At 67.6% G+C, this 24,248-nt stretch carries 21 protein-coding genes; 3 read left to right on the top strand and 18 right to left on the bottom strand.

The window, feature by feature from the left end; all coding sequences use genetic code 11:
- The first annotated feature begins 68 nt into the window (after positions 1–68).
- On the top strand, positions 69–986 hold the full coding sequence (locus FO470_RS04140) for a helix-turn-helix domain-containing protein (protein ID WP_144341630.1): 918 nt from the start codon (positions 69–71) through the stop codon (positions 984–986).
- Between the two features lie 62 nt (positions 987–1,048).
- Here the strand turns inward: FO470_RS04140 and FO470_RS04135 are convergent, their stop codons facing one another.
- From FO470_RS04135 to FO470_RS04120, 4 genes are read right to left on the bottom strand one after another with little or no spacing between them, the layout of a single operon-like run.
- Positions 1,049–2,083: an extracellular solute-binding protein gene (locus tag FO470_RS04135; RefSeq protein ID WP_144341629.1), complete on the bottom strand. Its 1,035-nt coding sequence runs from the start codon at positions 2,081–2,083 to the stop codon at positions 1,049–1,051.
- A 24-nt stretch (positions 2,084–2,107) separates the two neighbouring features.
- The gene (locus FO470_RS04130; protein ID WP_144341628.1) at positions 2,108–2,914 is read right to left on the bottom strand and encodes an ABC transporter permease; all 807 of its coding nucleotides are present in this window, start codon (positions 2,912–2,914) and stop codon (positions 2,108–2,110) included.
- Positions 2,907–3,830, bottom strand: a complete 924-nt coding sequence (locus FO470_RS04125; protein ID WP_144341627.1) for an ABC transporter permease — start codon at positions 3,828–3,830, stop codon at positions 2,907–2,909. Before FO470_RS04125 ends, FO470_RS04130 begins: the two co-directional genes overlap by 8 nt.
- Before the next feature lie 2 nt (positions 3,831–3,832).
- Positions 3,833–4,939, bottom strand: coding sequence for an ABC transporter ATP-binding protein (locus FO470_RS04120; protein ID WP_144342052.1), 1,107 nt, complete (start codon positions 4,937–4,939; stop codon positions 3,833–3,835).
- A gap of 161 nt (positions 4,940–5,100) precedes the next feature.
- Here FO470_RS04120 and FO470_RS04115 point away from each other — a divergent pair, with 161 nt between their 5' ends.
- Positions 5,101–6,768: an amidohydrolase gene (locus FO470_RS04115; RefSeq protein WP_144341626.1), complete on the top strand. Its 1,668-nt coding sequence runs from the start codon at positions 5,101–5,103 to the stop codon at positions 6,766–6,768.
- An 18-nt stretch (positions 6,769–6,786) separates the two neighbouring features.
- Here FO470_RS04115 and FO470_RS04110 read toward each other — a convergent pair whose 3' ends face one another.
- The 6 genes from FO470_RS04110 to FO470_RS04085 form a co-directional block, all read right to left on the bottom strand.
- The gene (locus FO470_RS04110; RefSeq protein ID WP_144341625.1) at positions 6,787–8,238 is read right to left on the bottom strand and encodes an amidase; all 1,452 of its coding nucleotides are present in this window, start codon (positions 8,236–8,238) and stop codon (positions 6,787–6,789) included.
- Positions 8,239–8,462: 224 nt separating this feature from the next.
- A complete protein-coding gene (locus FO470_RS04105) occupies positions 8,463–9,845 on the bottom strand; it encodes an aminotransferase (protein WP_144341624.1) in 1,383 nt (460 codons plus the stop codon).
- A 46-nt stretch (positions 9,846–9,891) separates the two neighbouring features.
- Entirely contained in the window at positions 9,892–10,968 is a 1,077-nt protein-coding gene (locus FO470_RS04100) for an ABC transporter ATP-binding protein (protein ID WP_272482963.1), read from the bottom strand.
- Between the two features lie 5 nt (positions 10,969–10,973).
- On the bottom strand, positions 10,974–11,822 hold the full coding sequence (locus tag FO470_RS04095; RefSeq protein ID WP_144341623.1) for a carbohydrate ABC transporter permease: 849 nt from the start codon (positions 11,820–11,822) through the stop codon (positions 10,974–10,976).
- Positions 11,819–12,724, bottom strand: coding sequence for a carbohydrate ABC transporter permease (locus FO470_RS04090; protein WP_144341622.1), 906 nt, complete (start codon positions 12,722–12,724; stop codon positions 11,819–11,821). Before FO470_RS04090 ends, FO470_RS04095 begins: the two co-directional genes overlap by 4 nt.
- An 8-nt stretch (positions 12,725–12,732) precedes the next feature.
- Complete coding sequence (locus FO470_RS04085; protein ID WP_144341621.1) at positions 12,733–14,019, bottom strand: extracellular solute-binding protein; 1,287 nt, start codon at positions 14,017–14,019, stop codon at positions 12,733–12,735.
- A 114-nt stretch (positions 14,020–14,133) separates the two neighbouring features.
- Between FO470_RS04085 and FO470_RS04080 the strand changes: the two genes are divergently transcribed.
- Entirely contained in the window at positions 14,134–15,330 is a 1,197-nt protein-coding gene (locus FO470_RS04080; RefSeq protein WP_144341620.1) for an ROK family transcriptional regulator, read from the top strand.
- A gap of 30 nt (positions 15,331–15,360) precedes the next feature.
- Here FO470_RS04080 and FO470_RS04075 read toward each other — a convergent pair whose 3' ends face one another.
- The 8 genes from FO470_RS04075 to rocF all read right to left on the bottom strand — a co-directional run bounded on the left by FO470_RS04075 (position 15,361) and on the right by rocF (position 24,162).
- Positions 15,361–17,163: a methanol/ethanol family PQQ-dependent dehydrogenase gene (locus FO470_RS04075; RefSeq protein ID WP_144341619.1), complete on the bottom strand. Its 1,803-nt coding sequence runs from the start codon at positions 17,161–17,163 to the stop codon at positions 15,361–15,363.
- A gap of 157 nt (positions 17,164–17,320) precedes the next feature.
- Positions 17,321–18,334 (bottom strand): TRAP transporter substrate-binding protein, encoded by a 1,014-nt coding sequence (locus tag FO470_RS04070; RefSeq protein WP_144341618.1) that lies wholly within the window; start codon positions 18,332–18,334, stop codon positions 17,321–17,323.
- Between the two features lie 44 nt (positions 18,335–18,378).
- Positions 18,379–19,656, bottom strand: coding sequence for a TRAP transporter large permease (locus tag FO470_RS04065; protein ID WP_144341617.1), 1,278 nt, complete (start codon positions 19,654–19,656; stop codon positions 18,379–18,381).
- Positions 19,653–20,231, bottom strand: a complete 579-nt coding sequence (locus FO470_RS04060) for a TRAP transporter small permease (RefSeq protein ID WP_210244895.1) — start codon at positions 20,229–20,231, stop codon at positions 19,653–19,655. The genes FO470_RS04065 and FO470_RS04060 overlap by 4 nt, the downstream gene beginning before the upstream one ends.
- Entirely contained in the window at positions 20,228–20,785 is a 558-nt protein-coding gene (locus tag FO470_RS04055) for a gluconokinase (RefSeq protein WP_144341616.1), read from the bottom strand. Before FO470_RS04055 ends, FO470_RS04060 begins: the two co-directional genes overlap by 4 nt.
- Before the next feature lie 182 nt (positions 20,786–20,967).
- A complete protein-coding gene (gene gntR, locus FO470_RS04050) occupies positions 20,968–22,035 on the bottom strand; it encodes an HTH-type transcriptional regulator GntR (protein WP_144341615.1) in 1,068 nt (355 codons plus the stop codon).
- Between the two features lie 133 nt (positions 22,036–22,168).
- The gene (locus FO470_RS04045) at positions 22,169–23,224 is read right to left on the bottom strand and encodes an ornithine cyclodeaminase (protein ID WP_144341614.1); all 1,056 of its coding nucleotides are present in this window, start codon (positions 23,222–23,224) and stop codon (positions 22,169–22,171) included.
- On the bottom strand, positions 23,224–24,162 hold the full coding sequence (rocF, locus tag FO470_RS04040; RefSeq protein ID WP_144342049.1) for an arginase: 939 nt from the start codon (positions 24,160–24,162) through the stop codon (positions 23,224–23,226). Before rocF ends, FO470_RS04045 begins: the two co-directional genes overlap by 1 nt.
- Between the last annotated feature and the right edge of the window lie 86 nt (positions 24,163–24,248).

Below are 24,248 nucleotides of genomic sequence, written 5' to 3'. Positions count from 1 at the left end.
TTGCAAGACCGATTCCCGTTCACCCGCCGATCGGCGCACCGGCGCCGTCATTCCAGAAGGGCGCTGCCGTGCCGCCGACACTCCCCTCGTCGTCCCCGCCCGCTCCGTCCGCCTCCCCCTCCGTCCACAGGCCTCAGCGGATTCTCGGCGGCATACCCGACGAATGGGGTCCGAAATTCGAGCATGACGGCGGGGCGGCGACGCGCACCCACACGGGGCCGAACGCCATCCGGTTCACCGCGCCGGCGCATATGGCGCTGGTCCTGCTGACGCCCCAGCCCGGGCGCCAGATCGCCCTCAACAGCGACCGGAAGATCACCGGCTTCGCCCCCGTCGGCTCTCTGGAGATCATTCCCGCCGACAGCGACATCTTCGCGCGCTGGAAGACCGAGAAGCAGAACGTGCTGGTCGCGGCCGATTCCAGCCGCCTCGCGCGTCTCGCCGGCCTCGAATTCGACAAGGACAGCTTCGAGCTTCGCCCTCCGCGCCTCGGCTTCGTGGACGACATGGCCCACATGATGGCGCTGCGCATACGCCGCGAGGTGGAGAATTTCGAGCTGGGCTGCGAGGAGACCCTCGACGCGCTGGTCACGCTGTTCGCAACACATCTGCTGCGCAACTACTCATCCCTGTCGAAGGCGCCCCCACGCATACGGAGCGCCGGACTGACCTACGCCGCGTGGTCGAAGGTGAACGAGTTCATACAGGCTCATATCGGCCGCACGCTGACGCTCGAGGAGCTCGCCGCGATCGCGAACCTGTCGCCCAGCCATTTCTCGCGGGCCTTCCGGCAGACCACCGGCCAGTCGCCCTACCAGTACGTGATCTCATCCCGGCTCGTGCAGGCGCGGGACCTCATCGTGAATACCGACACGCCGCTCAACGTCGTCGCCAGCGCGGTCGGCTTCACCAGCCATAGCCATATGGGCATGGTGATGCGGCGGGCATGGGGAATGACGCCCTCCGAATGCCGGCAGGAGCGCTAACCTCCACCGGCAGGCGACACGGTATTGGGAGACCGGAAGATAGCCTCCGGCCTCCCGACACCTCACTTGTTCACGTCGGTCCAGATGCGGGTATAGAGCTCGGCGACGTCCGGCGGGCAGGCGACGAGGAACTCGCCGGCCTTCTCATACTGCGCCGGCACCACCAGCTCGGGAGCGCCCTTCATCTCCGCCGGCAGGAACTGGTCCGAGCCCTTGACGCCGTTGGCGTATTTCGCGAAGGCCGAGATCAGCGCCGCGTTCTCGGGTTCCATGATGAAGTTCATGAACAGCTTGGCGTTCTCGACGTTCTTCGCGTCCTTGAGGATGGTCACGCTGTCCATGAAGACCGGATAGCCCTCCTTCGGATAGCCGAAGGCGATGTCCGGATTCTTCAGCCGCGCGCGCATGATCGCGCCGTTCCAGTAATAGACGCCGGCATAGTCGCCGGAGGGCAGCTTCTCGGTGACGGAATAATCCATGGCGAGCCATTTCGGCTTGGCCTCGAGCAGCTTGTCGCGCACCTTCTTCAGCACCTCCCGGTCCGCGGTGCACCAGTCGCCGCCGAAATATTTGATGGTGGCGAACAGGACGTCGTTCATCTCCGGCTCGACATTGATCTTGCCGACCAGCTCCTTGGGCGGGTCGAGGAAGATCGCCGAGGTGTTGATGTCGCCACCAAAGACCTTCTTGTTGACGCCGATGCCGCTCACGCCCCACTGCCACGGCACCGAATAGCGGCGGCCCGGGTCCCACGGTACGTTCACCCAGCGCTCGTCGACGTTCTTGAAGTTCTCCATCTGGTCGGGCTGCGCTTCCAGCAGCAGGCCCTCCTTGATCCAGATCGGCATGTAGTTGGCCGAGGGCACCACGATGTCGAAGCCGTGCCCGCCGGCACGCACCTTGGCGAGCGCGGTGTCGTTGGAATCGTAGTCGGTGACGGTGACCTTGACCTTGTACTTGTCCTCGAACTTCTTGATCAGCTCGGGATTCGTGTAGTCGCCCCAGTTGTAGATGTTGAGCGCGCCTTCCGCCGCGGCGCTGCCGACGAAGCCCATGAGGGCGATGGCCGCTCCGGCGGCCGCGGTCTTCCAGTGCATGGTCCCACTCCGTTGATGATTGGCTCAGGCCTTCTTGCGGTTGATGACGAAGAACACGGTCACGAGCAGCACCGAAAGCGCGAGGAACGCGGTCGCGATGGCGTTGACCTCCGGCGTCACCTCGCGGCGGATCTGCCCCAACATGTAGGTGGGCAGCGTGTCCTGCCCGCCGGATTTGACGAATTCGGTAATCACCACGTCGTCGAGCGAGATGACGAAGGCCAGCATGAAGCCGGCGATGATGCCGGGGCGCAGCAGCGGCAGCGTCACCCGGCGGAAGGCCCTCCAGGGCGTGGCGTAGAGATCGGCGGCGGCGCGCTCCAGCGACGAGTCCATGCTCTCAAGCCGCGCCCGGATCGGCAGGTAGGCGAAGGGGATGCAGAACGCCGTATGGGCGAGGATCAGGTAGCCGAGGCCGGAATAGCCGGTCCACACCTTGATGCGCGAGAACACGATCAGCAGCGCCACCGCGGTGACGATCTCGGGCACCATCAGGGGCTGGTTGATGAAGGCGTATTTGAAGCCCAGCCCCCGATAGGGAGGCGTGCGGGTCGTGGCGATGGCCGCCATGGTCGCGGCGATGGTGGCCACCGTGGCCGCGCTGGTGGCGATGACGAAGGAACGCCATGCCGCGTCCTGCACCGCTGCGTTGCGCGACGCCTCGACGAACCAGCGCAGGGACAGCCCGCCCCAGACGGTGACGGAATCGCTGGCGTTGAAGGCATAGGCGACCAGCGTGGCGATTGGCAGATAGAGCACCGCGAAGGTGAACAGCGCGATGGCGACGAAGCCCGGCTGGCGGCGGATGTCGAAATGCGGCCGGCTAGCCATGCTGCGCCCCCGAACGCGCCGCGTTGCGCACGTAGAACAGCAGCGCAACCATCACGATCGCCATCAGCGCGATGGAGAGCGCCGCTCCCAGCGGCCAGTTGCGACCGGCGCCGAACTGCAGCTCGATGAGGTTGCCGAGCATCAGGTTCTTGCCGCCGCCGAGCACGCGCGGAATGACATAGGCGCCGAGCGAGGGAATGAAGACGAGGATCGAGCCCGCGACGATGCCCGGCTTCACCAGCGGGATGATGATGCGCCGGAGCACGGCAAGGCGGCTCGCATAGAGATCGTAGCCTGCCTCGACGAGCCGGAAATCCAGCTTCTCCATGCTGGCATAGAGCGGCAGTACCATCAGCGGCAGATAGACATAGACCATGCCGAACAGGATGGCCCAGTCGGTGTACATGATCTGCAGGGGCTGATCGATGATGCCGGTGGCGCGCAGCAGCGAGTTGAGGATGCCCTCGTTGCGGATGACCTGCTGCATCGCGAAGGCGCGGATGAGCAGGTTGGTCCAGAACGGGATGGTGACGAGGAAGACCCAGACCTCGCGCGTGTGGCGGGGCCTCGTCGCGATGAAGTAGGCAGTGGGGAACCCCAGCACGAGCGTCGCGAGGGTGGTGATCACGGACAGCCGGAGCGAGCGCCAGATGATCGACAGATGCGCGTCGGCGAACGTCACCGTGTCGTCGAAGATGTCGCGCTGGAAGAAGACCGAGAACCAGCCGTCCAGCGAATACTGACCCGGCTTCACGTCGCCATAGTCGCCCTTCACCATGAAGGAATAGGCGAGCATCACGAACAGCGGGCCGATGGCCGCGACGAAGATGATGACGAGTGCCGGCGCCGACAGCAGCCAGCGCCCGCGTATCTGCTTCCGCTCCGCCTGCCTGGCCGTCTCCCCGGCGCTCGCCATGGTCAGTCCCTCAGGATCTGCGCCGCGTCCGGGGCGATCTCGATCCCGGCGCGGTCGCCGACCTCGAAGCCGCAGGACTGCGTCCGGCTGTTCTGCTGGCGCACCATGAAGAGCTCGCCGCCCGCGAGCTTGATGTGGATATGCGTGTCGGTGCCGAAATAGACCACGTTCTCCACGATGCCGGTGAGCTGCCCGCCGGCCGGCACCGCTCGCGCGTGCTCCGGCCGCACGACGATGGTGGCCTCGCTTTTCGGGACCAGCCCCTCGGCGATGGTGGCCGGGATCTCGGCGCCCGAGCTAAGCCGCACCGTCGCGACGCCCTGCTCGACGCCCAGCACGGAGGCGGTAATGAAATTCGTCTCGCCGATGAAGTCGGCGACGAAGCGGTCTGCCGGCTTGTCGTAGATGTCCCAGGGGGTGCCGATCTGCAGCACCCGGCCCCTCGACATCACCGCGATGCGGTCCGACATGGTGAGCGCTTCCTCCTGGTCGTGCGTGACGAAGACGAAGGTGATGCCGGTCTCGCTCTGCATCCGCTTCAGCTCGATCTGCATCTCCTTGCGCAGCTTGTAGTCGAGCGCGGAGAGCGGTTCGTCGAGCAGCAGGACCTTGGGTGCGGGCGCCAGCGCCCGGGCGAGCGCGACACGCTGGGCCTGGCCTCCGGAGATCTGGTCGGTGCGCCGCCGCGCCAGCTCCTCCAGACGCACCAGCCTGAGCATCTCGGCGACGCGCGCGGCGATCTCCGCCCTGGGCCGCCCCAGCATTTCGAGGCCGAAGGCGACGTTCTCCCAGACGGTCAGATGGGGAAAGAGCGCGTAGCTCTGGAACACGGTGTTGATGGGCCGCTTGAAGGGCGGCAGGCCGGCGATGTCCTCGCCGTAGAGCAGGATCGCTCCCTCGGTGGGGAATTCGAACCCGGCGATCATGCGCAGCAGGGTGGTCTTGCCGCAGCCGGACGGCCCGAGCAGCGTGAAGAACTCGTTCTCGCGGATGGCGACCGAAACGTCGTCGAGCGCGCGTAGCGCGCCTGCTCCTTCCCCGAACTGCTTGACGATACCCCTTGCCTCGATGGCGACGCGCTTATCCTGTGCCGCGGCAGGCTCCGGCATCATGCACCCGTCCGATCTGTCTTCATCCTCTGGAAGACACGGGGAAGTCCCGTGCTTCGCATTATTATTTGGATCAGCCTAGGTGACGGGTTAGCTTCCGACAAGGCGCCTCGGTAAGAATGTGATCAAATTTTGGGACAGTCCAAATTTTAGGAGCCGTCATGCCGAGTGCCGACCTTCTCATCGAGAACGCCCGCATCCTCACGATGGATCCGGAGCGTCCTTTCGCCGAGGCGATCGCCTTGAAGGACGGCACCGTTCTGGCAGTCGGCAGCCGTACCGAGGTGGCGGAGGCCGCCCCCTCGGCGAGCCGCCGCATCGACGCCGGCGGCGCCTCCGTCCTGCCCGGCTTCATCGACAGCCACATCCATCTCTTCACCGGTGGTGCGCAGCTCGACAGCCTGTCGCTCGCCGGCTTCACCGGCTTCGACCGCATCGCCGCGGCGATCCGCGCGCGCGCCGCCTCGGACGCTTCGACGGTGCTGATCGCCGAGCAGGCGGCCTATTCGATGTTCGGCGATGACGAGCCGATCACCCGCCAGCTCCTCGACCGCGTTCTGCCCGACCGGCCGCTGGCGCTGTTCGCCAGCGATCACCACACCATGTGGGCGAACACGGCCGCGCTTCGGGCCGCCGGCATCCTGCGCGGCCGGGACGTGCCTCCGGGCAACGAGATCGTCATGGGCGAGGATGGCCTCGCCACCGGCGAGCTGCGCGAATTCGAGGCGATGGCGCCGGTCTCCGCCCTGACCCCGACCGGCGGACGCGAGATGCTGGGCCTCGCCGGCCACGAGCCGAAGACCGCACCCACCGCCGCCCAGCGCGCCATCGACACGGCGATCATCAAGCAGGGGCTCGCCTATTGTGCCTCGCTGGGCATCACCAGCTTCCACAACATGGACGGCAATTTCTACCAGCTCGAACTGCTCGGCGAAATCGAGCGGGCGGGCGAATTGATCGTGCGCGGCCGGGTGCCGTTCCGCTTCACGCCGGGCATGGCCCTGTCGGAGCTGGAGAAGGCGGTGGAGATGCGCCGGCGCTGGAACTCCGACCGGCTGAGGGCCGACTTCGTGAAGATCTTCATGGACGGGGTGGTCGAATCGACCACGGCCCACATGTTCGAGGACTACGACACGGCGCCAGGCGTGCGCGGCTTCTCCTATTTCGAGCCGGAGGAGTTCGACGCCATCTGCACGCAGATCGACCGCCTGGGCTTCCAGATCGCCGTCCACGCCATCGGCGATGCCGCCGTCAACCGCACGCTCAACGGCTACGAGGCGGCGCAGCGCGCCAATGGCCGCCGCGACAGCCGCCACCGCATCGAGCATATCGAGGTGCTGGCGCCGGCCGATCTCGGCCGCTTCGCCGCGCTCGGGGTGATCGCCTCGATGCAGCCGACCCATGCGCCGGGTGGTTACTACCCGCCCGAGCCGATCCTCTCCATGGTCGGGCGCGAGCGGATGCGGCTCGCCTACCCCTGGCAGACCATCCGCGACACCGGGGCGCGGCTGGTCTTCGCCAGCGACTGGCCGGTGGCGCCGCTCGACCCGCTGCTAGGCATCCGCACCGCCATGATGCGCGGCCCGGTGTTCGACGGCGCGCCCGACGAGCGCCAGAACCTCGTCGATTCCATTGCCGGCTTCACCCGTGACGGTGCGTTCACCGAGTTCACCGAGGATCGCAAGGGCGTGCTCCGACGCGGCGCGCTGGCGGATGTCGTCATCCTCGCCGGCGACATCGAGGCCCGGGAGCCGGGCGAGATCGACGCCATGAAGGTGGCCGCCACGATCTGCGGCGGCCAGCTCACCTATGAGCGCGGCGCCGCCTAGGACACCTTGCACTCCCGCTCAGCGGGGCATGCTCACCGGCGGGCGGCGCTGGAACCACGGCGCCGCCTCCTCCAGGCGCGCGCACAGGCCGAGCAGCAGCTCGTCGCGGCCATAGGCGGCGGCGAGGTGAACGCCGACCGGCAGCCCGTCCGCCGTCCAATGCAGCGGCAGCGAGGCGGCCGGCTGGCCGGAAGCGTTGAAAGCGGCGGTGAAGGGCGAATAGGCGAACACCATGCCCGGCCCCATGCGGTAATCGACATAGTCCTTGCCGACATGGTTGAAGCGGCCGAGCCTGGCCGGGGGCTCCGCCAGCGTCGCCGTCAGAAGCACGTCGCATTCCTCGAAGAACGCCGCCATCTCCCGCCCATAGGCGTGCACCTTGTTGATGGCTTCGAGATAGTCGGCGCCGCTGATGCTCCGCGCATAGGCGATGGCGGTCCGGGCGACGCTTTCGATCTCGTCGTCCGCCAGCGGCCGGCCGCGGCGGCGCACGGCGCTTTCCACCGAGAGCGCCGTGCCGCAGCCGACGATCTTCGTCCACGCCGCCATCATGCCGGAGGTGTCCGCGCGCGGCAGCCTTTCCTCGACGATGTGTCCCATGCCTTCCAGCAGCCGGGCGGTCGCCTCCACGGCGCTCCGGCACTCGGGATGGATCGCCTCGCCCGTCAGCGTCGTGGTGACGAAGGCAACGCGCAGGCGGCGGTCGCTGGGAGCGAGGGCCGCGCCGAACGAGGCCTCCAGCGGCGGCGCCACATAGGGCGCGCCGAGATCGGGACCTTGCGTCGCGTCGAGCAGTACCGCCGTGTCGCGCACCGTCCGGGTGAGGAAGCCGTCGATCGCCATGCCGGCCCAGCCTTCGCCGACATAGGGCCCGTCCGGCAGTCGGGCGCGCGTGGCCTTGAAGCCGAACAGACCGCAGCTCGAGGCGGGAATGCGCACGGAGCCGCCGCCATCCGAACCGTGGGCGACCGGCACGATGCCGGCGGCGACCGCCGCGGCGGCACCACCCGAGGAGCCGCCCGGCGTATGCTCCAGATTCCACGGGTTGCGCGTCGGCCCGCCATAGACGGCCGCTTCCGTCGTCGGCCCGACGCCGCCTTCCGGCGAGGTGGTCCGCCCGAAGGTGACGAGCCCGGCGGCGCGCAGGCGCGCATAGATCGACGAATCCTTGCCGTATCGCGTCTCGGCGAAGAGCCGCGAGCCGTTATTGCCCGGAAAATCGATGGCCTCGGCGCCGAGATCCTTGAGCAGGAAGGGCACACCCTTGAGCGGGCCGTCCGGCAGCCCTTCCTCGATCATGCGGCGGGCTACGCCCTCGCGCATCATCACCACGGCGTTCAGCCGTGGATTGAGGGCCTCGACGCGCCGCAGCGCCTCGTCCAGCAGCTCCGCCGGATGCACCTCCCCGCGCCGCACATGATCGGCCAGAGCGACGGCGTCGCTCGTCTCGTAAAGCTCGCTGACATCCATGAACCGACATTCCCCGGGCGACGACGGACCCCGCGCATACCTGCACCGGCGCGCGCGCTTTGGGAACGGCTATTCGAAGACGGACGTCCGCGATCGCGTCCCACCGGAAGTGTAGCGGATCGCCACCGCAAGCGGAAAAGGGGCACGCGGCAAGCCGCCGTGTGCCCCCTCCGTCGTTCCGGGACGTCGCCGCGCGGGTGGCGAGCGCCCCGGCATGACACGCGTCAGGCGACGCCGAGCTTGCGTTCGAGCTGCTTGAGGCTCGCCTCGCAGCGCTCGGCGATCTCGTCGACCTCCGCCTCGTTGACGATCAGCGGCGGCGAGAAGCCCAGCACGTCGCCCATGCAGCGGGCGATGAGGCCGTTTTCATAGGCGATCTGGTCGAAGGCCGGCCCCGCTTGGAGGTGAGGATCGAGCGGCGCGCGGCTCTGCTTATCCGCCACCAGCTCGATGCCGAGCATCAGGCCCGCGCCGCGCACCTGCCCGACGATCGGCGAGGCGGCACCGATGCGCTCGAAATGGCCGCGCAGGCGCGCGCCCATCGTGCGCACGTGTTCGACGATGCCCATCTCCTCGTAGATCTTGATGGCCTCCAGCGCGACCGCCACGCCGACGGGATGACCGGAATTGGTGAAGCCGTGGCCGAAATTACCGCCGGCCTTGTTGAATTCCTTCACCGCCTCGTAGATCGCCGGCGCCACGACGACGGCGGAGATCGGGAAGTAGGAGGACGATAGACCCTTGGCGAGCGCCATCATGTCCGGGCTGGCCTCCACCGTCTCCTTGCCGAACCAGTTGCCGGTGCGGCCGAAACCGCAGACGATCTCGTCGTCGAGGAACAGGATGTCGTACTTCTTCAGCACCTGCTGGATGCGCGCGAAATAACCCTTCGGCGGCAGGATGATGCCGCCGCCGGCATTGATCGGCTCGGCGATGAAGGCGGCGATGGAATCGGGGCCCTCACGCAGGATCAGCTTCTCCAGCTCGGCGGCGAGACGCTCGACAAAGGCCGCCTCGTCCTCTCCCTCCAGCATGCCGCGATAGGGATCGGGGCAGATCGTGTGCAGGAAGCCCGGCAGCGGCAGTCCGAACTCCCGGTGCATGAAGCCGAGCCCACACATGGAGGCGGCGGCGATGGTCGAGCCGTGGAAGGCCCGGTCGCGCGCGATCACCTTGCGCTTCGTCGGCTTGCCGCGAACCGTGTGGTAGACCCAGGCGAGCTTCACCATGGTCTCGTTGGCTTCCGAGCCCGAGGTGGCGAAATAGGCCTTGCCGCCTTCCATGCCGGTGAGCTCGACCAGCTTCTCCGCCAGCGTCGCCACCCCTTCCATCGTCCGTTGGAAGAAGGTGTGGTAGAAGCCGAGCTGGGCATATTGCCGGCCCGCCGCCGCCGCGAGGCGCTCGTTGGAGAAGCCGAGAGAGGCGCACCAGAGCCCGGCCATCGCGTCGATATAGGACTTGCCGGCTTCGTCGTAGATGCGCACGCCCTCGCCGCGCGCCACCACGAGCGGGCCGCGCTCCTCCATGAGCGTCGGGTTGGTCTGCGAATGAAGATGGTAGGCGATGTCCCGTGCCTCCACGGAGTTCGGCAGAACGGGCTTATTCATGACGCACCTTTTCAAGTTGGCGCAGCGGCCCGGCGGCCGCCGCGGACTAAAGCCGCAGGCCGGTTTCCTGATCGAAGACCAGCATGTCGTCGGGTGAGATGGCGGCGCTCACGCGCTCGCCGGGCTGAAGCCGGCTGAAGCCGGGCAAGGTGGCGGTGAGCGAGCCCCCGTCCCAGTCGAGGACGACATGACTCAGCGGACCGACCGGCTGCACGAGGCGAACCGAAGCGGAAAGGTTCCCCGCTCCCAGCCGCACATGCTCCGGCCGGATGCCGATCTCGACCTTCTGCCCCGGCCGGAAGCGCCCGTCGCCGGGCAACGGCAGGACCTGCGCGCCCAGCCGGACCGCGGGCCGGCCATCCGCCGCCTCGACCGTCCCCGGCATCAGCTCGATCTGCGGATTGCCGATGAAGGAGGCGACGTAGCGGGTCGCCGGGCGGGCGTAGATTTCCTCTGGGGTGCCGAACTGCTCCACCCGGCCGCGATTCATCACGGCGATGCGGTCGGAGATCGACATCGCCTCTTCCTGGTCGTGGGTCACGAACAGCGAGGTCACGCCGAGGCGCTGGTGAAGCTGCTTCACCTCGGCACGCATCTTCACGCGTAGCGCCGCGTCGAGGTTGGAGAACGGTTCGTCGAACAGGAAGATGCGCGGCTCGCGCACCAGAGCCCGGCCGATGGCCACGCGTTGCTGCTGGCCGCCGGAAAGCTGCGCCGGCAGGCGTTCGAGCACGTGGGAGAGTTCGAGCGAGGCGGCGATGGCCGTCACGCGCGCGGCGATCTCGGCGCGCTTCATGCCGCGCATGCGCAGGGTGAAGCCGATGTTCTCGGCCACCGTCATGTGCGGATAGAGCGCGTAGTTCTGGAACACCATGGCGACGTCGCGCTCGACGGGGGAGAGCTCGTTGACCCGGCGCCCGGCCAGCAGGATGTCCCCGCTGGTGCTGTCTTCGAGGCCGGCGACCATGTTGAGCGTCGTCGTCTTGCCGCAGCCCGAAGGGCCCAGCAAGGTGACGAACTCGCCCGTCTCGATCGCCAGATCGACATCCCGGCAGACCTGCACGGTGCCGAAGGACTTGGCGACGCGGCGCAGTTCGATGGCCGGCGGAAGGCGTGGCGGCACGGATGTCATCCTTTCATCATCCCGTCGGCGAAGCCGCGAACGATCCAGTCGCGGAACACGACGGCCAGCACGATCACCGGCACGACGCTGATGAGGGCAGCCGCCATCATCTGGCCGAACACGGTCTGGTACTGGCCGGCGAAGGCGGCGATCACCAGGGGAACGGTCTGCGCCGACTGGCGCGTGAGGATCAGGGCGAAGAAGAACTCGTTCCACGCCTCGACGAAGGCGAAGACGGCGGCGGCACCGAGCGGCGGGATCGAGATGGGCAGCACGATGTGCCAGAAGGTGCGCAGCACCCCCGCGCCGTCGATCGCGGCCGCCTTCTCCAGCCCAGCGGGAATGCCGAGGAAGAAACCGCGCAGGATCCAGATCACGATCGGCAGGTTGAAGGAGAGATAGACCACGCCGAGCGAGAACACGTTGTCGATCAGGCCTATGCGGCTGATGACGAGAAACAGCGGAATGGCGATGGCGATGCTCGGCAGCATCTGCGTCGCCAGCACGAGGAAGGCGATGGCATTGGCACGCGGCACCGACAGCCGCGCCAGTGCATAGGCGGCTGGCGCGCCGAGGGCGAGCGCCACCGCGGTCGAGAACAGCGCCACGATCAGCGAGTTCAGGATGCCCCGCCCGAGCGCCGCCGCCGAGGCGACGACGGTGACGAAATTGTCGAGCGTCAGGTTCGCCGGCGACAGGTCCGGCGGCCGGGCGATCAGCGCCTTCTGCTGAAGCAGGCTGGACAGGATCAGCCACACCACGGGAGCCGCCGACCAGACGACGAACAGGACCAGCCCGACGATGGTGACCAGCCGCAACCCCGGCCCGCCGCGGCGATAGAGGGCATAGCTCATCGCGCGGCTCCTTCCGCCGGCCGGACCAGCCGGATGTAGAGGATCGCCAGCAGCAGCGTCAGGACGAAGATGACGTTGGCGATGGCCGCGCCGTAGCCGATGTCGAGGAAGTTGAACGTGACCCGGTAGGCCAGGAAGTTCAGCAGCACCGTGGCGTCCGCCGGCCCGCCGCGCGTCAGCACGAAGACCAGATCGAACACGCGCAGCGACCAGATGGTCTGGAGCACCACCGCGATGGCGACGGCGCCGCGCATCGAGGGAAGGGTGACATGCCGGAAGGCCTGGAGACGGCTGGCGCCGTCCATATAGGCGGCACGGTAGAGGATGGAGGGCACGCGCTGGAGCCCGGCCAGCAGCAGCAGGGCGACGAAGGGCACGGACTTCCAGACGTCGACCAGCAGCAGGAAGTTCAGCGCCGAGAACGGCGAGCCGAGCCACACCTGATAATAGTCGATCAGCCCCAGCGACTGCAGGATGCCGTTCAGCACGCCATAATTGGCGTTGAGGATCCATTTCCACAGCACGGCGTTCGCCACCGGCGCGATAGCCCATGGCACGACCAGCAGGATGCGGAAGAAGCCCGGCCGGCCGAGCGGATGGTTGAGCAGGAGGGCGACGCCGAAGCCCAGCACGACGACCAGCACCACCTCGGCGACGGAGAAATAGAGCGTGTTGAGCGCCGCATGGCGAAAGGTCTCGTCCGCCAGCAGCCGCTGGAAATTGCCGAGCCCGATGAAGCTGCGCTGGATCTCGCCGGCGTTGAGCTGGACCCTTTGCAGGGCCAGCATCATGGATTCCAGGATGGGATAGCCGAGGATCGCCAGAAGGACGACGATCGCCGGCGCGACGAGGAACAGGCCGGCGGACCGCCGGCGCTGTTCAAAGGTGGCCTGGGACGCCATCGGACCGATCAGCCGCGGCGCTTCACGATCGCGGTGACGAGGTCGGATGCGTCGGCGATGGCCTGAGCCGCCGTCTTCTGGCCCTGCAGCGCCTTCTGCACTTCCGTGCCGACGGCCTGGGTCACCTGGTTGAAGTCGGGCGTGACGAAGCTGTTGTAGGGGTGTTTCGCCTGTTCCAGCACCACGGCGGCATTGGGCAGCTTCTGCTGCACCTCCGGGTCCGCAAGCACGGAAAGGCGGATCGGCAGCCAGCCCGTGTCCAGCGCCTGGCGCTTCTGCACCTCGGCATCGAGGTAGAATTCAACGAGCTGGCGGGCGAGAGCCGGATTCTTGCTGGCCTTGCTGACCGTCCATGCGTCGGTGCCATCAATCGAGGCACTGCCGGCCGGACCCGCCGGCAGGATGGCGCTGGCGAGCTTGCCGACGATCTGCGACTGCGCCGGATCCTGCGCCGCGTTCCACATGAAGGGCCAGTTCATCATCATCGAGGCGCGGCCCGCGAGCAGCACGTTGGTGGAGTCGTTGATGCTGGCATAGGAGATCGAGCCGGGATCGGTACCGGCGGCCATCAGGTCCATCATCATCTGCAGGGCGGCGACGCCGGCGTCACTCTTGAAGACGGGCATGCCGTCCTCGCCATACATCTTGCCGCCGGCCTGCTGGAGGAACGCCATCCAGTAGCTCGCCGTACCGCCGATGCCGGCGGGATCGCCGTAGTTCGCGACAAAGCCGAAGCGGCCGTTGCGCGTGAGCTCCTTGGTCGCCCGCTTGAACTCGTCCCAGTTCTTCGGCGCTTCGTTGAAGCCGACCTCGGCGAGGTGCTCCTTGTTGTAGAAGAGGGTCAGCAGGGAGAGGGTGAATATCGCTCCGTAGCGCTTGCCCTGCCAGGTCACGGTCTCGAAACTCGAGGCGGGCAGGTCGTCGACGAGGGACTTGGGCAGTTCGTCGGCGAAAGGCGTCAGGAACGAGACGAATTCCGGCACCCAGCCGCACATGTAGATCACGTCCCACGGCGCCGATCCGGACGCGAAGGCGGTCGCCATGCGGTCGTGCAGCTGCGGCCAGGCCAGAAGGTCGTAGGTCACCGAGGCGCCGTGCGCCTTCTTCCACGCCTCGAACGCCGCTTCCGAGAACTTGGCCGCGCCCGGCGGCGCCGGGTCGGGCGGCAGCGGGCCGAAGACGGTGAGCGCTTCCTCAGCGGCGGCATGGGAGGAAAGGCCGAACGGCAAAGCGGCAGCGGCACCGGCCGCCGCGGCGGCCTGGAGCATGCCGCGGCGCGACATCTGGATGGACATGGATGGACCCCTTCTGGCTTTTGAACTACGCCTTGCCGCGCAGAGTGTGGGGTCACCCGTTCCCTGTCAATAATTAATCCGTCAAGATGACTTATTAATTTCCGAAAGGCCGACATGCTGCGCGCGACCAATGCGGTGAAGTCGAAGCTCGTCAATCAGTGGGTCGTCTTCGAAGCGATCCGCATCCACGGGCCGCTGCCGCGCATCGCCATCTCCGAGACCACCGGCCTGTCGAAGCAGGCGACGTCGGATCTGGTGGACGAACTCCTCGCGCTCGGCTTCGTGCGGGAGGAGAAGTCGGGAGAGCGGCGCGTCGGCAAGCCGCCGAAGCCCGTCGCCATCCATCCTGACGGTGCCTACACCATCGGCTTCCACGTCGATTTCGGCCGCGCCGCCGCCGTGGTCATGAATCTGGGCGGCGAGGTGCGCCATCGCGAGGCGCGACCGCTCAGCAGCGTCGATGCCGGCCGCGTGGCGCAGGACCTCGCCGGCCAAGTGCCTGCCCTTCTTGAGCAGGCCGGCATCGACACCAGCCGCTTTCTCGGCATCGGCCTCGCCACGCCCGGTCCCTTCGGCGTGCCCAGCATGAGCCCGCCGCGCCTGCCAGGCTGGGACGGGCTGATCCTGCGTCAGGCCCTGCGAGAGGCAACGGGGCTCCCGGTGGCACTGGCCAATGACGGGCAATGCGCGGTAACGGCCGAGTGGCGCTTCGGCACGGCGGCGCGCAAGCTCCGGCACTTCGTCTATCTCTATCTCGGCAACGGCCTCGGCTCCGGCATCATGACGAACGGCTCGGCCTTCGGCGGCGCCAACGGCAATGCCGGCGAGCTCGGCCACACCATCGCGGTGCCCGGAGGGCATAGCTGCATCTGCGGCAAGCATGGATGCCTGGAGACCTACGTCTCGGTGGATTCGCTGACGCGCTATCTCGGCGAGTGCGGCGTCGAGATGCACGACATGCACCGGATCGAGAACGAACTCTCCGCCAGCCACCCGCTGGTGACGGCATGGCTCTCCGAAGCGACCGAACCGCTGCGGAGCGGCATCAACACGCTGGAGAACCTGTTCGATCCGCAAACCATCATGTTCGGCGGCGATGCGCCGGCATGGCTGATCGAGGCGCTCATCGAGCGGGTGGAGCCGCTCTACGACTCCATCTCGCTCACCAACCGACAGCTTCCCCGCCTCATGCGGGCCGATCTCGGCGCCGATGCGGTGGCGCGCGGCGCGGCGACGCTTCCCGTGCTTGCGATGCTGGATCCGCAATACCGCCATCTCGGCGACAGCGACGGCGAACTCGTCGGCGGGTGACGGCCCGCCGCCCGCCGACACCTTGAAGCGCTACCGTCCGCCCGGAAGCGCGAAGACGGTGAGCTGGCCGCCCAGCGCGGTGTAGCTGCCGAGCGCGGCATAGGCGTCCTTCGCGCCCGAGCCGGCATTGGGATCGGCGAGACCGGCGGCAAGCCCGATGCCGGCCCAGCCGCCGACGCCCGACAGCACGGCGACGTACTGCCTGCCGCGATGCTCGTAGGTCATGACGTTGCCGACGATGCCGGAGGGCGTCCGGAAGCGGTAGAGCTCTTTCCCGGTCCGGGCATCGACGGCCTTCAGATAGCCTTCCAGCGTGCCGTAGAACACCACGCCGCCCGCCGTGGCGAGGGCGCCGGACCAGACCGAGAAGCGCTCCGGCACCTGCCAGACGACACGCCCCTTCACATTGTCCCAGGCAATGAACCGCCCGGTCCGCCCCTCGCCTCCGGGCGCCGGATACATGGTGAGCGTCGCGCCGACATAGGGTTGGCCGGCGGCGTAATCGACATGGAACGGCTCGTAGTCCATGCACAGCGCGCTGCCCGGCACGTAGAACAGGCCGGTTTGCGGCGAGAAGGCCGCCGGCTGCTGGTTCTTCGCGCCGATGGCGGCGGGGCAGATGCCGCTATAGGTCACATCCTCGCCCTCGGCCTCCGTGCCGTATTTTGGATCGAGGATCGGCCGCCCATAGGTCGGGCTTGTCTCGTCCATGTCGACGCCGGTCGCCCAGTTCACGCCGGGCTCGAACTTCTCCGCCACCAGCAGTTCGCCGGTCGCGCGATCGAGCGTGTAGGCGAAGCCGTTGCGGTCGAAATGGGTGAGCAGCCTGCGCATGCGGCCGTCGACGGGCTGATCGGTCAGGATCATCTCGTTCACGCCGTCATAGTCCCACTGGTCGTGCGGCGTCATCTGGTAGACCCAGCGCGCCACCCCGGTGTCGGCGTCGCGGGCGAAGATGGTCATCGCCCATTTGTTGTCGCCCGGGCGCTGGGAAGGGTTCCAGGTGCCGGGGTTGGCGCTGCCGTAATAGACGAGGTTCAGCGCCGGATCATAGGCGAACCACCCCCACGGCGCGCCGCCGCCGATCTTCCACTGGTCGCCCTCCCAGCTCTTCAGCGAGGAATCCGGGCCGACCGGCTTGCCGAGTTCGGTGGTCTTCTGCGGATCGAGCAGTATCTCGGCGTCCGGGCCGGTGGAATAGGCACGCCAGGCCAGCGTGCCGTCGGCGATGTTGTAGGCGCTGATATGGCCGCGCGCACCGAACTCGGCGCCGGCGATGCCGACGATCAGCTTGTCCTTCACCGGCATCACCGTGGCGGTGTTGGTCTCGCCCTTCCTGGGATCGCCGTTCGCCACCTTCCAGCGCACCGCGCCGGTCTTCGCGTCGAGCGCGACGAGGGTCGTATCGGCCTGATGCAGGAACACCAGCCCCTGCGCATAGGCGAGGCCGCGATAGACCAGATCGCAGCACATGATGGCGGCGACGTCGCGGTCCTGCTGCGGCTCGTATTTCCACAGGATGCGCCCGTCATTGTCGAGATCGAGCGCGTAGACCACGTTGGGAAAGGGCGTATGGACATACATCACGCCGTCGACGACCAGCGGGCTGCCCTCGTGGCCGCGCAGCACGCCGGTCGAGAAGGTCCAGGCCACCTGGAGCTGGCCGACATTGCCGGCGTTGATCCGGTCGAGGCGGGAATAGCGGGTGTTGGCGTAATCGACGGTCTGCAGCACCTGCTGGGCGGGATCGGCGGTGCGCCGGAGCACATCATCATTCGCCACGGCGGATGTCGGGGCCATCACCGCCGAGGCAAGCGCCAGGACGAGGGCCATGCTTGGGAATATCGCTGTCCCGCTCGCCTTCATGCGCGTCTCCCCGGGCCCGACGGACAGGGCCGTCGCCGTGGATAGCACGCAAGGCCGGGGCGCAAGCAACAGGCGCGGCACCCGTCAGGTTGCCGCGCCTGCATCTTCACGACGACGGATGGCGTCAGTTCGTCCCGCGCGTCTTGCGGATTTCGGCCTGCACCTCGTCCCAGAGCGGCTGGCCGACGCTGTCGATCACGGTCTTGGTCACCGGCGCCGCCTTCTCGCGCAGCTTGGCGACCTCTTCCGGCGGCATGACGGTGACGTCCATGCCATCGGCCTTGAGCTGGTCGAGCGCCTTCGCGGCCTCGGCGCGGGTGTCGGCGCGCTCGAAGTCGCGCGAGGCGACGGCCGCGTCGATGAGGATCTTCTGCTCGTCCGGCGAGAGCTTGTCCCACCACACCTTGCTCGCCGTCATGATCCACGGGCTGTACACGTGGTTGGTGACGGTGAGGTACTTCTGAACCTCGTAGAACTTCGACGAGACGATGGTGGTGTACGGGTTCTCCTGCCCGTCCACCGCCTTGGTCTCCAGCGCGGTGAACAGCTCGGCGAAGGCGAGCGGCACGGCGTTGGCGCCGGCGGCCTTGAAGGTGTCGATGAAGACGGGGTTCTGCATCACCCGCAGCTTCACGCCCTGCAGGTCCTCGGCCTTCTCGATCTTGTGCCGGCTGTTGGTCAGGTTGCGGAAGCCGTTCTCCCAATAGACGAGGCCGACGAGGCCCTTCTCCTGCAGCTTGTCGAGCAGCTTCTGCCCGACCGGGCCGTCGAGCACCGCGTCGGCTTCCTTCTCGTTGGCGAACATGAAGGGCACGTCCCAGATGGCGAACTCCTTCACCGTACCGACGAGCGTCGCGGTGGAGCCGACCATCATCTCCTGCGCCCCGCCAATGAGCGCGTTCTGCATCTGCGGGTCGGGGCCGAGCGTGGCGGCGCCGAAGGTGCGCACCTTCAGCTTACCGCCGGAGCGTTTGGCGACCTCCTCGGCGAAGAAGCGGGCGGCGCGGCCCTGATTGCTGTCCTCATTGAGGCCGTAGCCGAAGCGGATCAGCCGGGGCTGGATGTTCTGCGCGTAGGCGTGGGCGCCGAACGACAGGGTGAGTGCCGCCGCGGCGGCGGTAAGCAGCCATTTCTTCATGCGTGTTTCCTCCTTGGCGTCGATATTGGCCGGCGCGGCCGCTGTCAGTGCAGCCAGCCCGCCGGCACGGTGATGATCTCCGGGAACACGACGAAGAGCCCGATCAGCGCCGTATAGGCGACGACATAGGGCCAGACGCCGCGAATGATGCCTTCCATGCTCACCCGGCCGACGCCGCACACGACGTTGAGCACCGTGCCGACCGGCGGGGTGAGCAGCCCGACCGCGCCGACCATGACGAACATCACCCCGAAATAGACCGGGTCGATGCCGGCCTTGGTGATGAGCGGCACCAGCACCGGGCCGAGGATCAGGATGGTCGGGGTGAGGTCCATCGCGGTGCCGACGAGGGTCAGCAGCACGACGATGGCGGCCATCAGCCATTTGGGATGGTCGAGCATCGGCTCGAGCAGGGAGATCACCTGCCCCGGCAGCTCCGCCAGCGTGATCATGTAGGCCGTGACCATCGCCGCCGCGACGAGGAACATCACCACCGCCGTCGTCTTGGCGGCGGAAACGAACAGCAGCGGCAGGTCGCGGAGGGAGATCTCGCGGTAGACGAACAAGCCGACAATAAGCGCATAGACGGCGGCGACCACCGCCGCCTCGGTCGGCGTGAACAGGCCGAACCGCATGCCGCCGATGATGATCACCGGCATGACCAGCGCCCAGATACCGTCCACCGCCGCCTTGAAGCGGACAGACCAGGGCTGGCGCGGCTGCACCGGCACGTCTTCCCGGCGCGCCACCCGCATCCAGATCAGCACCAGCGTCACGCCCATCAGAAGGCCCGGCACGATGCCGGCCATGAACAGCTTGGTGATCGAGATGTTGGTGGCGACGCCGTAGATGATGAAGGACATGCTCGGCGGAATGATCGGCGCGATGATACCGCCCGCGGCGATGAGGCCCGAGGAACGTTCGAGGTTGTAGCCGTTGTTGCGCATCATCGGGATGAGCAGCGCGGCGATGGCCGCGGTATCCGCGATGGCCGAGCCCGACAGGCTCGCCAGCACTACCGAGGTACCGATGGCCACATAGCCGAGCCCGCCCCGGATGTGGCCGAACAGGGTGACGGCGAGCGCCACGATACGCTTCGACAGGCCGCCGGCGTTCATCAGCTCGCCGGCCAGCAGGAAGAACGGCACCGCCATGAGCGGGAAATTGTCGGCCCCGCCCAGCATGTTCTGGGCGAGCAGCTGCGCGTCGAAGAAGTCGAGCTGGTACATCAGCGCGACGCCGGTCAGCATCAGCGCGAAGGCGATCGGCATGCCGATGGCCATCAGGCCCAGCAGCGAGCCGAGAAACAGGGCGATGGTCATGGCGCCTTCCCCGAGTGAGCCGTGCTGCCGCCGGCGGCGAATTCGCGCTCGAATTCCCTGATTTCCTCGGCATCCGCCGTCTCGCGCACCTGCACGAGCTCGGCGTCGGCCATCCGGCCGCTGAACAGCCGGACCAGATCCGCCAGGAACAGCGCCGCCATGGCCACCGAGGTGACGAGCCCGGCGGCGGCGAACGCGGCCAGCGAAATGTCGGTGACCGGCATGCGGCTGTTGAGGCCGACGATCACCTGCTGCCAGCTGCCCTGTGCGAAGAGCCAGAGGGCATAGAGGATGAGAAGGTTGCAGATGACGAGGCAGGCCTTCTGCGCGGCGCGCGGCAGGCGCTGCACCAGCATGTCGACGCCGACATGGGTGCGCTCGCGCACCGCGAGAATGGCGCCGAGGAAGATGAGCCAGACGAAGGCGAGGCGGGCGATCTCTTCCGAGGCGGCGACGCCCGTGCCGAAGAGATAGCGCCCGGCGGCATTGGCGAAGACCAGCACCACCATCACGAGGAGCATGGCCCCGATCAGCCATTCGATGGCGGTCTGGAGGCCGTTCGCGATACGTTTCATCGGGCACTCTCCTGGAGCTGGAGCCGGTCGAGCCGATCCTCGGCCTCGTCCAGGAGCGCCCCCGGCTCCATGTCGATGGGCAGGGTCACGGCGCGCTCGTCGGGCTGCGGGGGCTCCAGCGTCGCGAACTGGCTGTCGATGAGGCTGAGCGGCATGAAATGGCCGGCACGCGCCGCCATGCGCGCCTCGATCAGCGCGCGGTCGCCGGAAAGGTGCAGGAACATCACCCGCGGGCTGACGGCGGAGAGCTGGTCGCGATAGCTGCGCTTCAGCGCCGAGCAGGCGACGACGAGCCCGGCACCGGCGTGATCCGCTTCCGCGATCCGCTCGCCGATGGCGGCGAGCCAGTCGTGGCGGTCGTCATCCGTCAGGGGCTGGCCCTGCGACATGCGCTCGACATTGCCGGGCGGATGCAGGTCGTCGCCTTCGAGGAACGACCAGCCGTGACGACCGGCCAGCGCCCGGCCGATGCTGGACTTGCCGCTGCCGCACACGCCCATCACCACGACGATAGGGGAAGTGATGGGGGCAATAGTGGACGCCGCGCCGCTCATGGCCGCGCGCGCACCGATAGGACAGCGCTAACAGACACCCGTCTTCCTCCCGATCATCCCCTTGATTCCAGCCCAGATTTGTCCGGACCAAGGAGCGGCAGATTCACTGTTCTTGTTATGAAGTCGAAAAATGTTAGCGCTATCAAATCGGCTTGTAAAGAACGCCGCTCCGGCCGGATCGCTCAGATGGCGCGGACCGGCGCCTTCTGCGACGGCACCTGCGCGCTTCCTCGACGCATCGTGCTGGCGCGCACCTGCAGCTCGACGCCGACATCGACGACGCGCTCGGCCGGGCGCCGGCCGGCGATGGCGGCGCGCGCCATCTGCACCGCCCGGCTGCCGATCTCGTAGCGCGGCGTGCGCACGCTGGTCAGCGCCGGCCAGGCGGCCGCCATCATCTCCAGATCGTTGAAGCCGGCGATGCCGATGGTATCCGGCACGGCGAGCGCGGCGCTCTGGCATTCGAACAGAGCGCCGAGCGCCAGGTCGTCATTGATGCAGAACACCGCGTCGGTGTCCGGCATGCGGGCGAGCAGGTCGCGCAGCAGGTCGCGGCCGAGCGTCACGCTGGAAGGGGTCGGGGTAGCGGTGACGCGGTCGGGATCGTAGAGGCCGGCTTCCATCAGTGCCGCGCGGTAGCCCTCCAGACGGCGCTGGGTGCGCGGGTCCATGCGCGCGCCGAGGAAGCCGATGCGCCGGTAGCCGGCCTCCACCAGATGGCTGGTGACCAGATGGCCGGCCGCCCGGTGCGAGAAGCCTACCATCATGTCCACCGGACCCTCGTCCAGCTCCATGATCTGGACGACCGGGCAGCCGGCATTCTCCAGAAGCTCGCGGCTCCGCGCGGTCTGGTCGATACCGGCGACGATGAGGGCCGCCGGCCGCTGGCTGAGGAAGGTGGCGAGCAGGCGCTCCTCCTCGATCGGGGAATAGCGGCTATTGCCGAGCTGCACCTGATGGCTCGTCTGCGCGAGGCCGTCATAGATGCCGCGCAGCACATCGGCGAACACGTTGTTGGTCAGCGACGGGATGATGACGCCGACGACGTCGGTGCGGGCCGAGGCGAGCGCGCGGGCGTGCTGGTCCGGCACATAGTCGAGCGCGCGCACCGCCTCCTCGATCTGCTGGCGCAGCTGCGGCGATACCCGCTCGGGGTCGCGCAGGGCCCGCGAGACGGTGATCGAACTCACCCCCGCGCGCTTGGCGACATCCGCGATGGTCGGGCGCCCCCCGTTCCGTCTCCTGCGCATGCACGAATCCTCACAGCCTCACCCGGACATGATAGCGCTGCCATGCGCCGGATTGGAGAGGCGTGAACGAGGCGCACACAGGCGGATCGACCGGAACTCGGCAGGATGTCGGCAGAGCGGTGGCGGGGCGGGCCTACGCCACCGCCTTCTGGCACCTCAGCAGCATGCCGAAGAGATCGCGCGGATCGTCCGGGTCCGCCAGCAGGTCGAGCTCCTCGTAGAGGCCCGTCCCGGCGATCTTGTCGCGCACATAGCGCAGCGCGGAGAAGTCCTCGGTGGCGAAGCCCACGCTGTCGAACAGCGTGATCTGGCGCGCGTCGCGACGCCCCTCCCGCTTGCCGGCGATGACTTCCCAGAGCTCGTTGACCGGGTAGTCCGGCGGCAATTGCTGGATTTCGCCCTCGATGCGCGTCTGCGGCGGGTATTCGACGAAGATGTCGGAGCGCCGCAATATGTCCGGGTGCAGCTCGGTCTTGCCCGGGCAATCGCCGCCCACCGCGTTGATGTGCACGCCCGGCCCGACCATGTTGTCGGTGAGGATGGTGGCGAACTGCTTGTCGGCGGTGACGGTGGTGATGATCTGCGCCCCTTCCACCGCCTCCTCGGGCGAGCGGCAGGTCTCGATGGCGAAGCCCTGGCCGGCGAGATTGCGCGCGCATTTGGCGGTGGCCGCAGGATCAAGATCGTAGAGCCGCAGCCGGTCGATGCCGAGCAGGGCCTTGAAGGCCATCGCCTGGAACTCGCTCTGCGCGCCATTGCCGATGATCGCCATGCAGCGCGCGCCCTTCGGCGCGAGATAGCGGGCGGCGAGCGAGGAGGTCGCGGCGGTGCGCAGCGCGGTGAGCAGCGTCATCTCGGTCAGCAGCATCGGGTAGCCGTTGCCCGCATCCGAGAGCGCGCCGAACGCCACCACCGTCTGCAGCCCCTCCCGCATGTTCTTCGGGTGGCCGTTGACGTATTTGAAACCGTAGAGCTGCCCGTCGCTGGTCGGCATCAGCTCGATCACGCCCTCCGCCGAATGCGCGGCGACGCGGGGGGTCTTGTCGAAGACCTCCCAGCGGCGGAAGTCCTCCTCGACATAGCCCGCCAGCTCCTTCAGGAACGTCTCAACGCCGATCCGAAGCACCAGCTTCATCATGTGGTCGACGCTGACGAACGGCACGATGTTCAGGTGGGGCGCGCGAACCATCAGAAGCTCCTTGTCGGGCGGTCGAGAACGCGGCGGCCCATCAGGCTGCCGGTCAGGTCCACCAGCAGCCGCGCGGTACGGCCGCGCTCGTCGAGGAAGGGGTTGAGCTCCACGAGATCGAGGCTGGTGACGAGGCCGCTGTCGTGCAGCATCTCCATGACCAGATGAGCCTCGCGGAAGGTGGCGCCGCCCGGCACCGTCGTGCCGACGCCCGGCGCGATGTCCGGGTCGAGGAAGTCGACGTCGAGGCTGACATGCAGCATTCCGTCCTCGGCCGCCACCTTCTCCAGGAAGGAGCGCAGCAGCACGCCGACGCCGTGCTCGTCGATCATGCGCATGTCGTGGACGGTGATCGCCGTGCGGGCCAGCGCCTCGCGCTCGGCGGGATCGACGCTGCGTATGCCGATCATGCAGACGCGGGCGGGATCGACCGGCGCCGCCAGCGGCGGCAGATAGCCCTCGAAACCCTCACGGCCGGTGAAATAGGCCATCGGCACGCCGTGCAGATTGCCGCTCTGCGTGGTCTCCAGCGTATGGAAATCGGTGTGCGCGTCGAGCCACAGCACGAAGAGCGGACGTCCCGCCTCCTCCGCCCGGCGCGCCACGCCCGCCACCGTGCCGGCCGAAAGGGCGTGATCGCCGCCGAGGAAGATCGGCATCGCGCCTTCGCTTTCGCGGTACGCCACCTCGGCCAGCAGCGCCGTCCACGCCGCCATGTCGGCGAGGTGGTGCACCGCGCCGTTGGGATGGCGAAGGTCGGGAATGTCGGTGGGAACGACGTTGCCGAGGTCGCTGACGCGGTAGCCCAGTTCCTCAAGCGCAGTATGCAGCCCCGCGGTGCGCAGCGCGCTCGGCCCCATCTCGCAGCCCAGATGCCCAGCCCCGACCTGGATGGGGGCGCCGATCAGCGTGCAGCGGGTGTTCCTGGGTTCGGTCATCATGTCCCGTCGAATACGCGATCCGGAGATCGAATCTGGTGTCGCCACCATTTCGGCACACGACGCTGGCAGTTTGAACAGGCCAA

This window comes from Ancylobacter moscoviensis (assembly GCF_007559435.1).
In the GTDB taxonomy this organism is placed as follows: Bacteria; Pseudomonadota; Alphaproteobacteria; order Rhizobiales; family Xanthobacteraceae; genus Ancylobacter; species Ancylobacter moscoviensis.
Note: the sequence above shows the minus strand (reverse complement) of the source record. Positions and strands in the feature narration are given on the sequence as shown.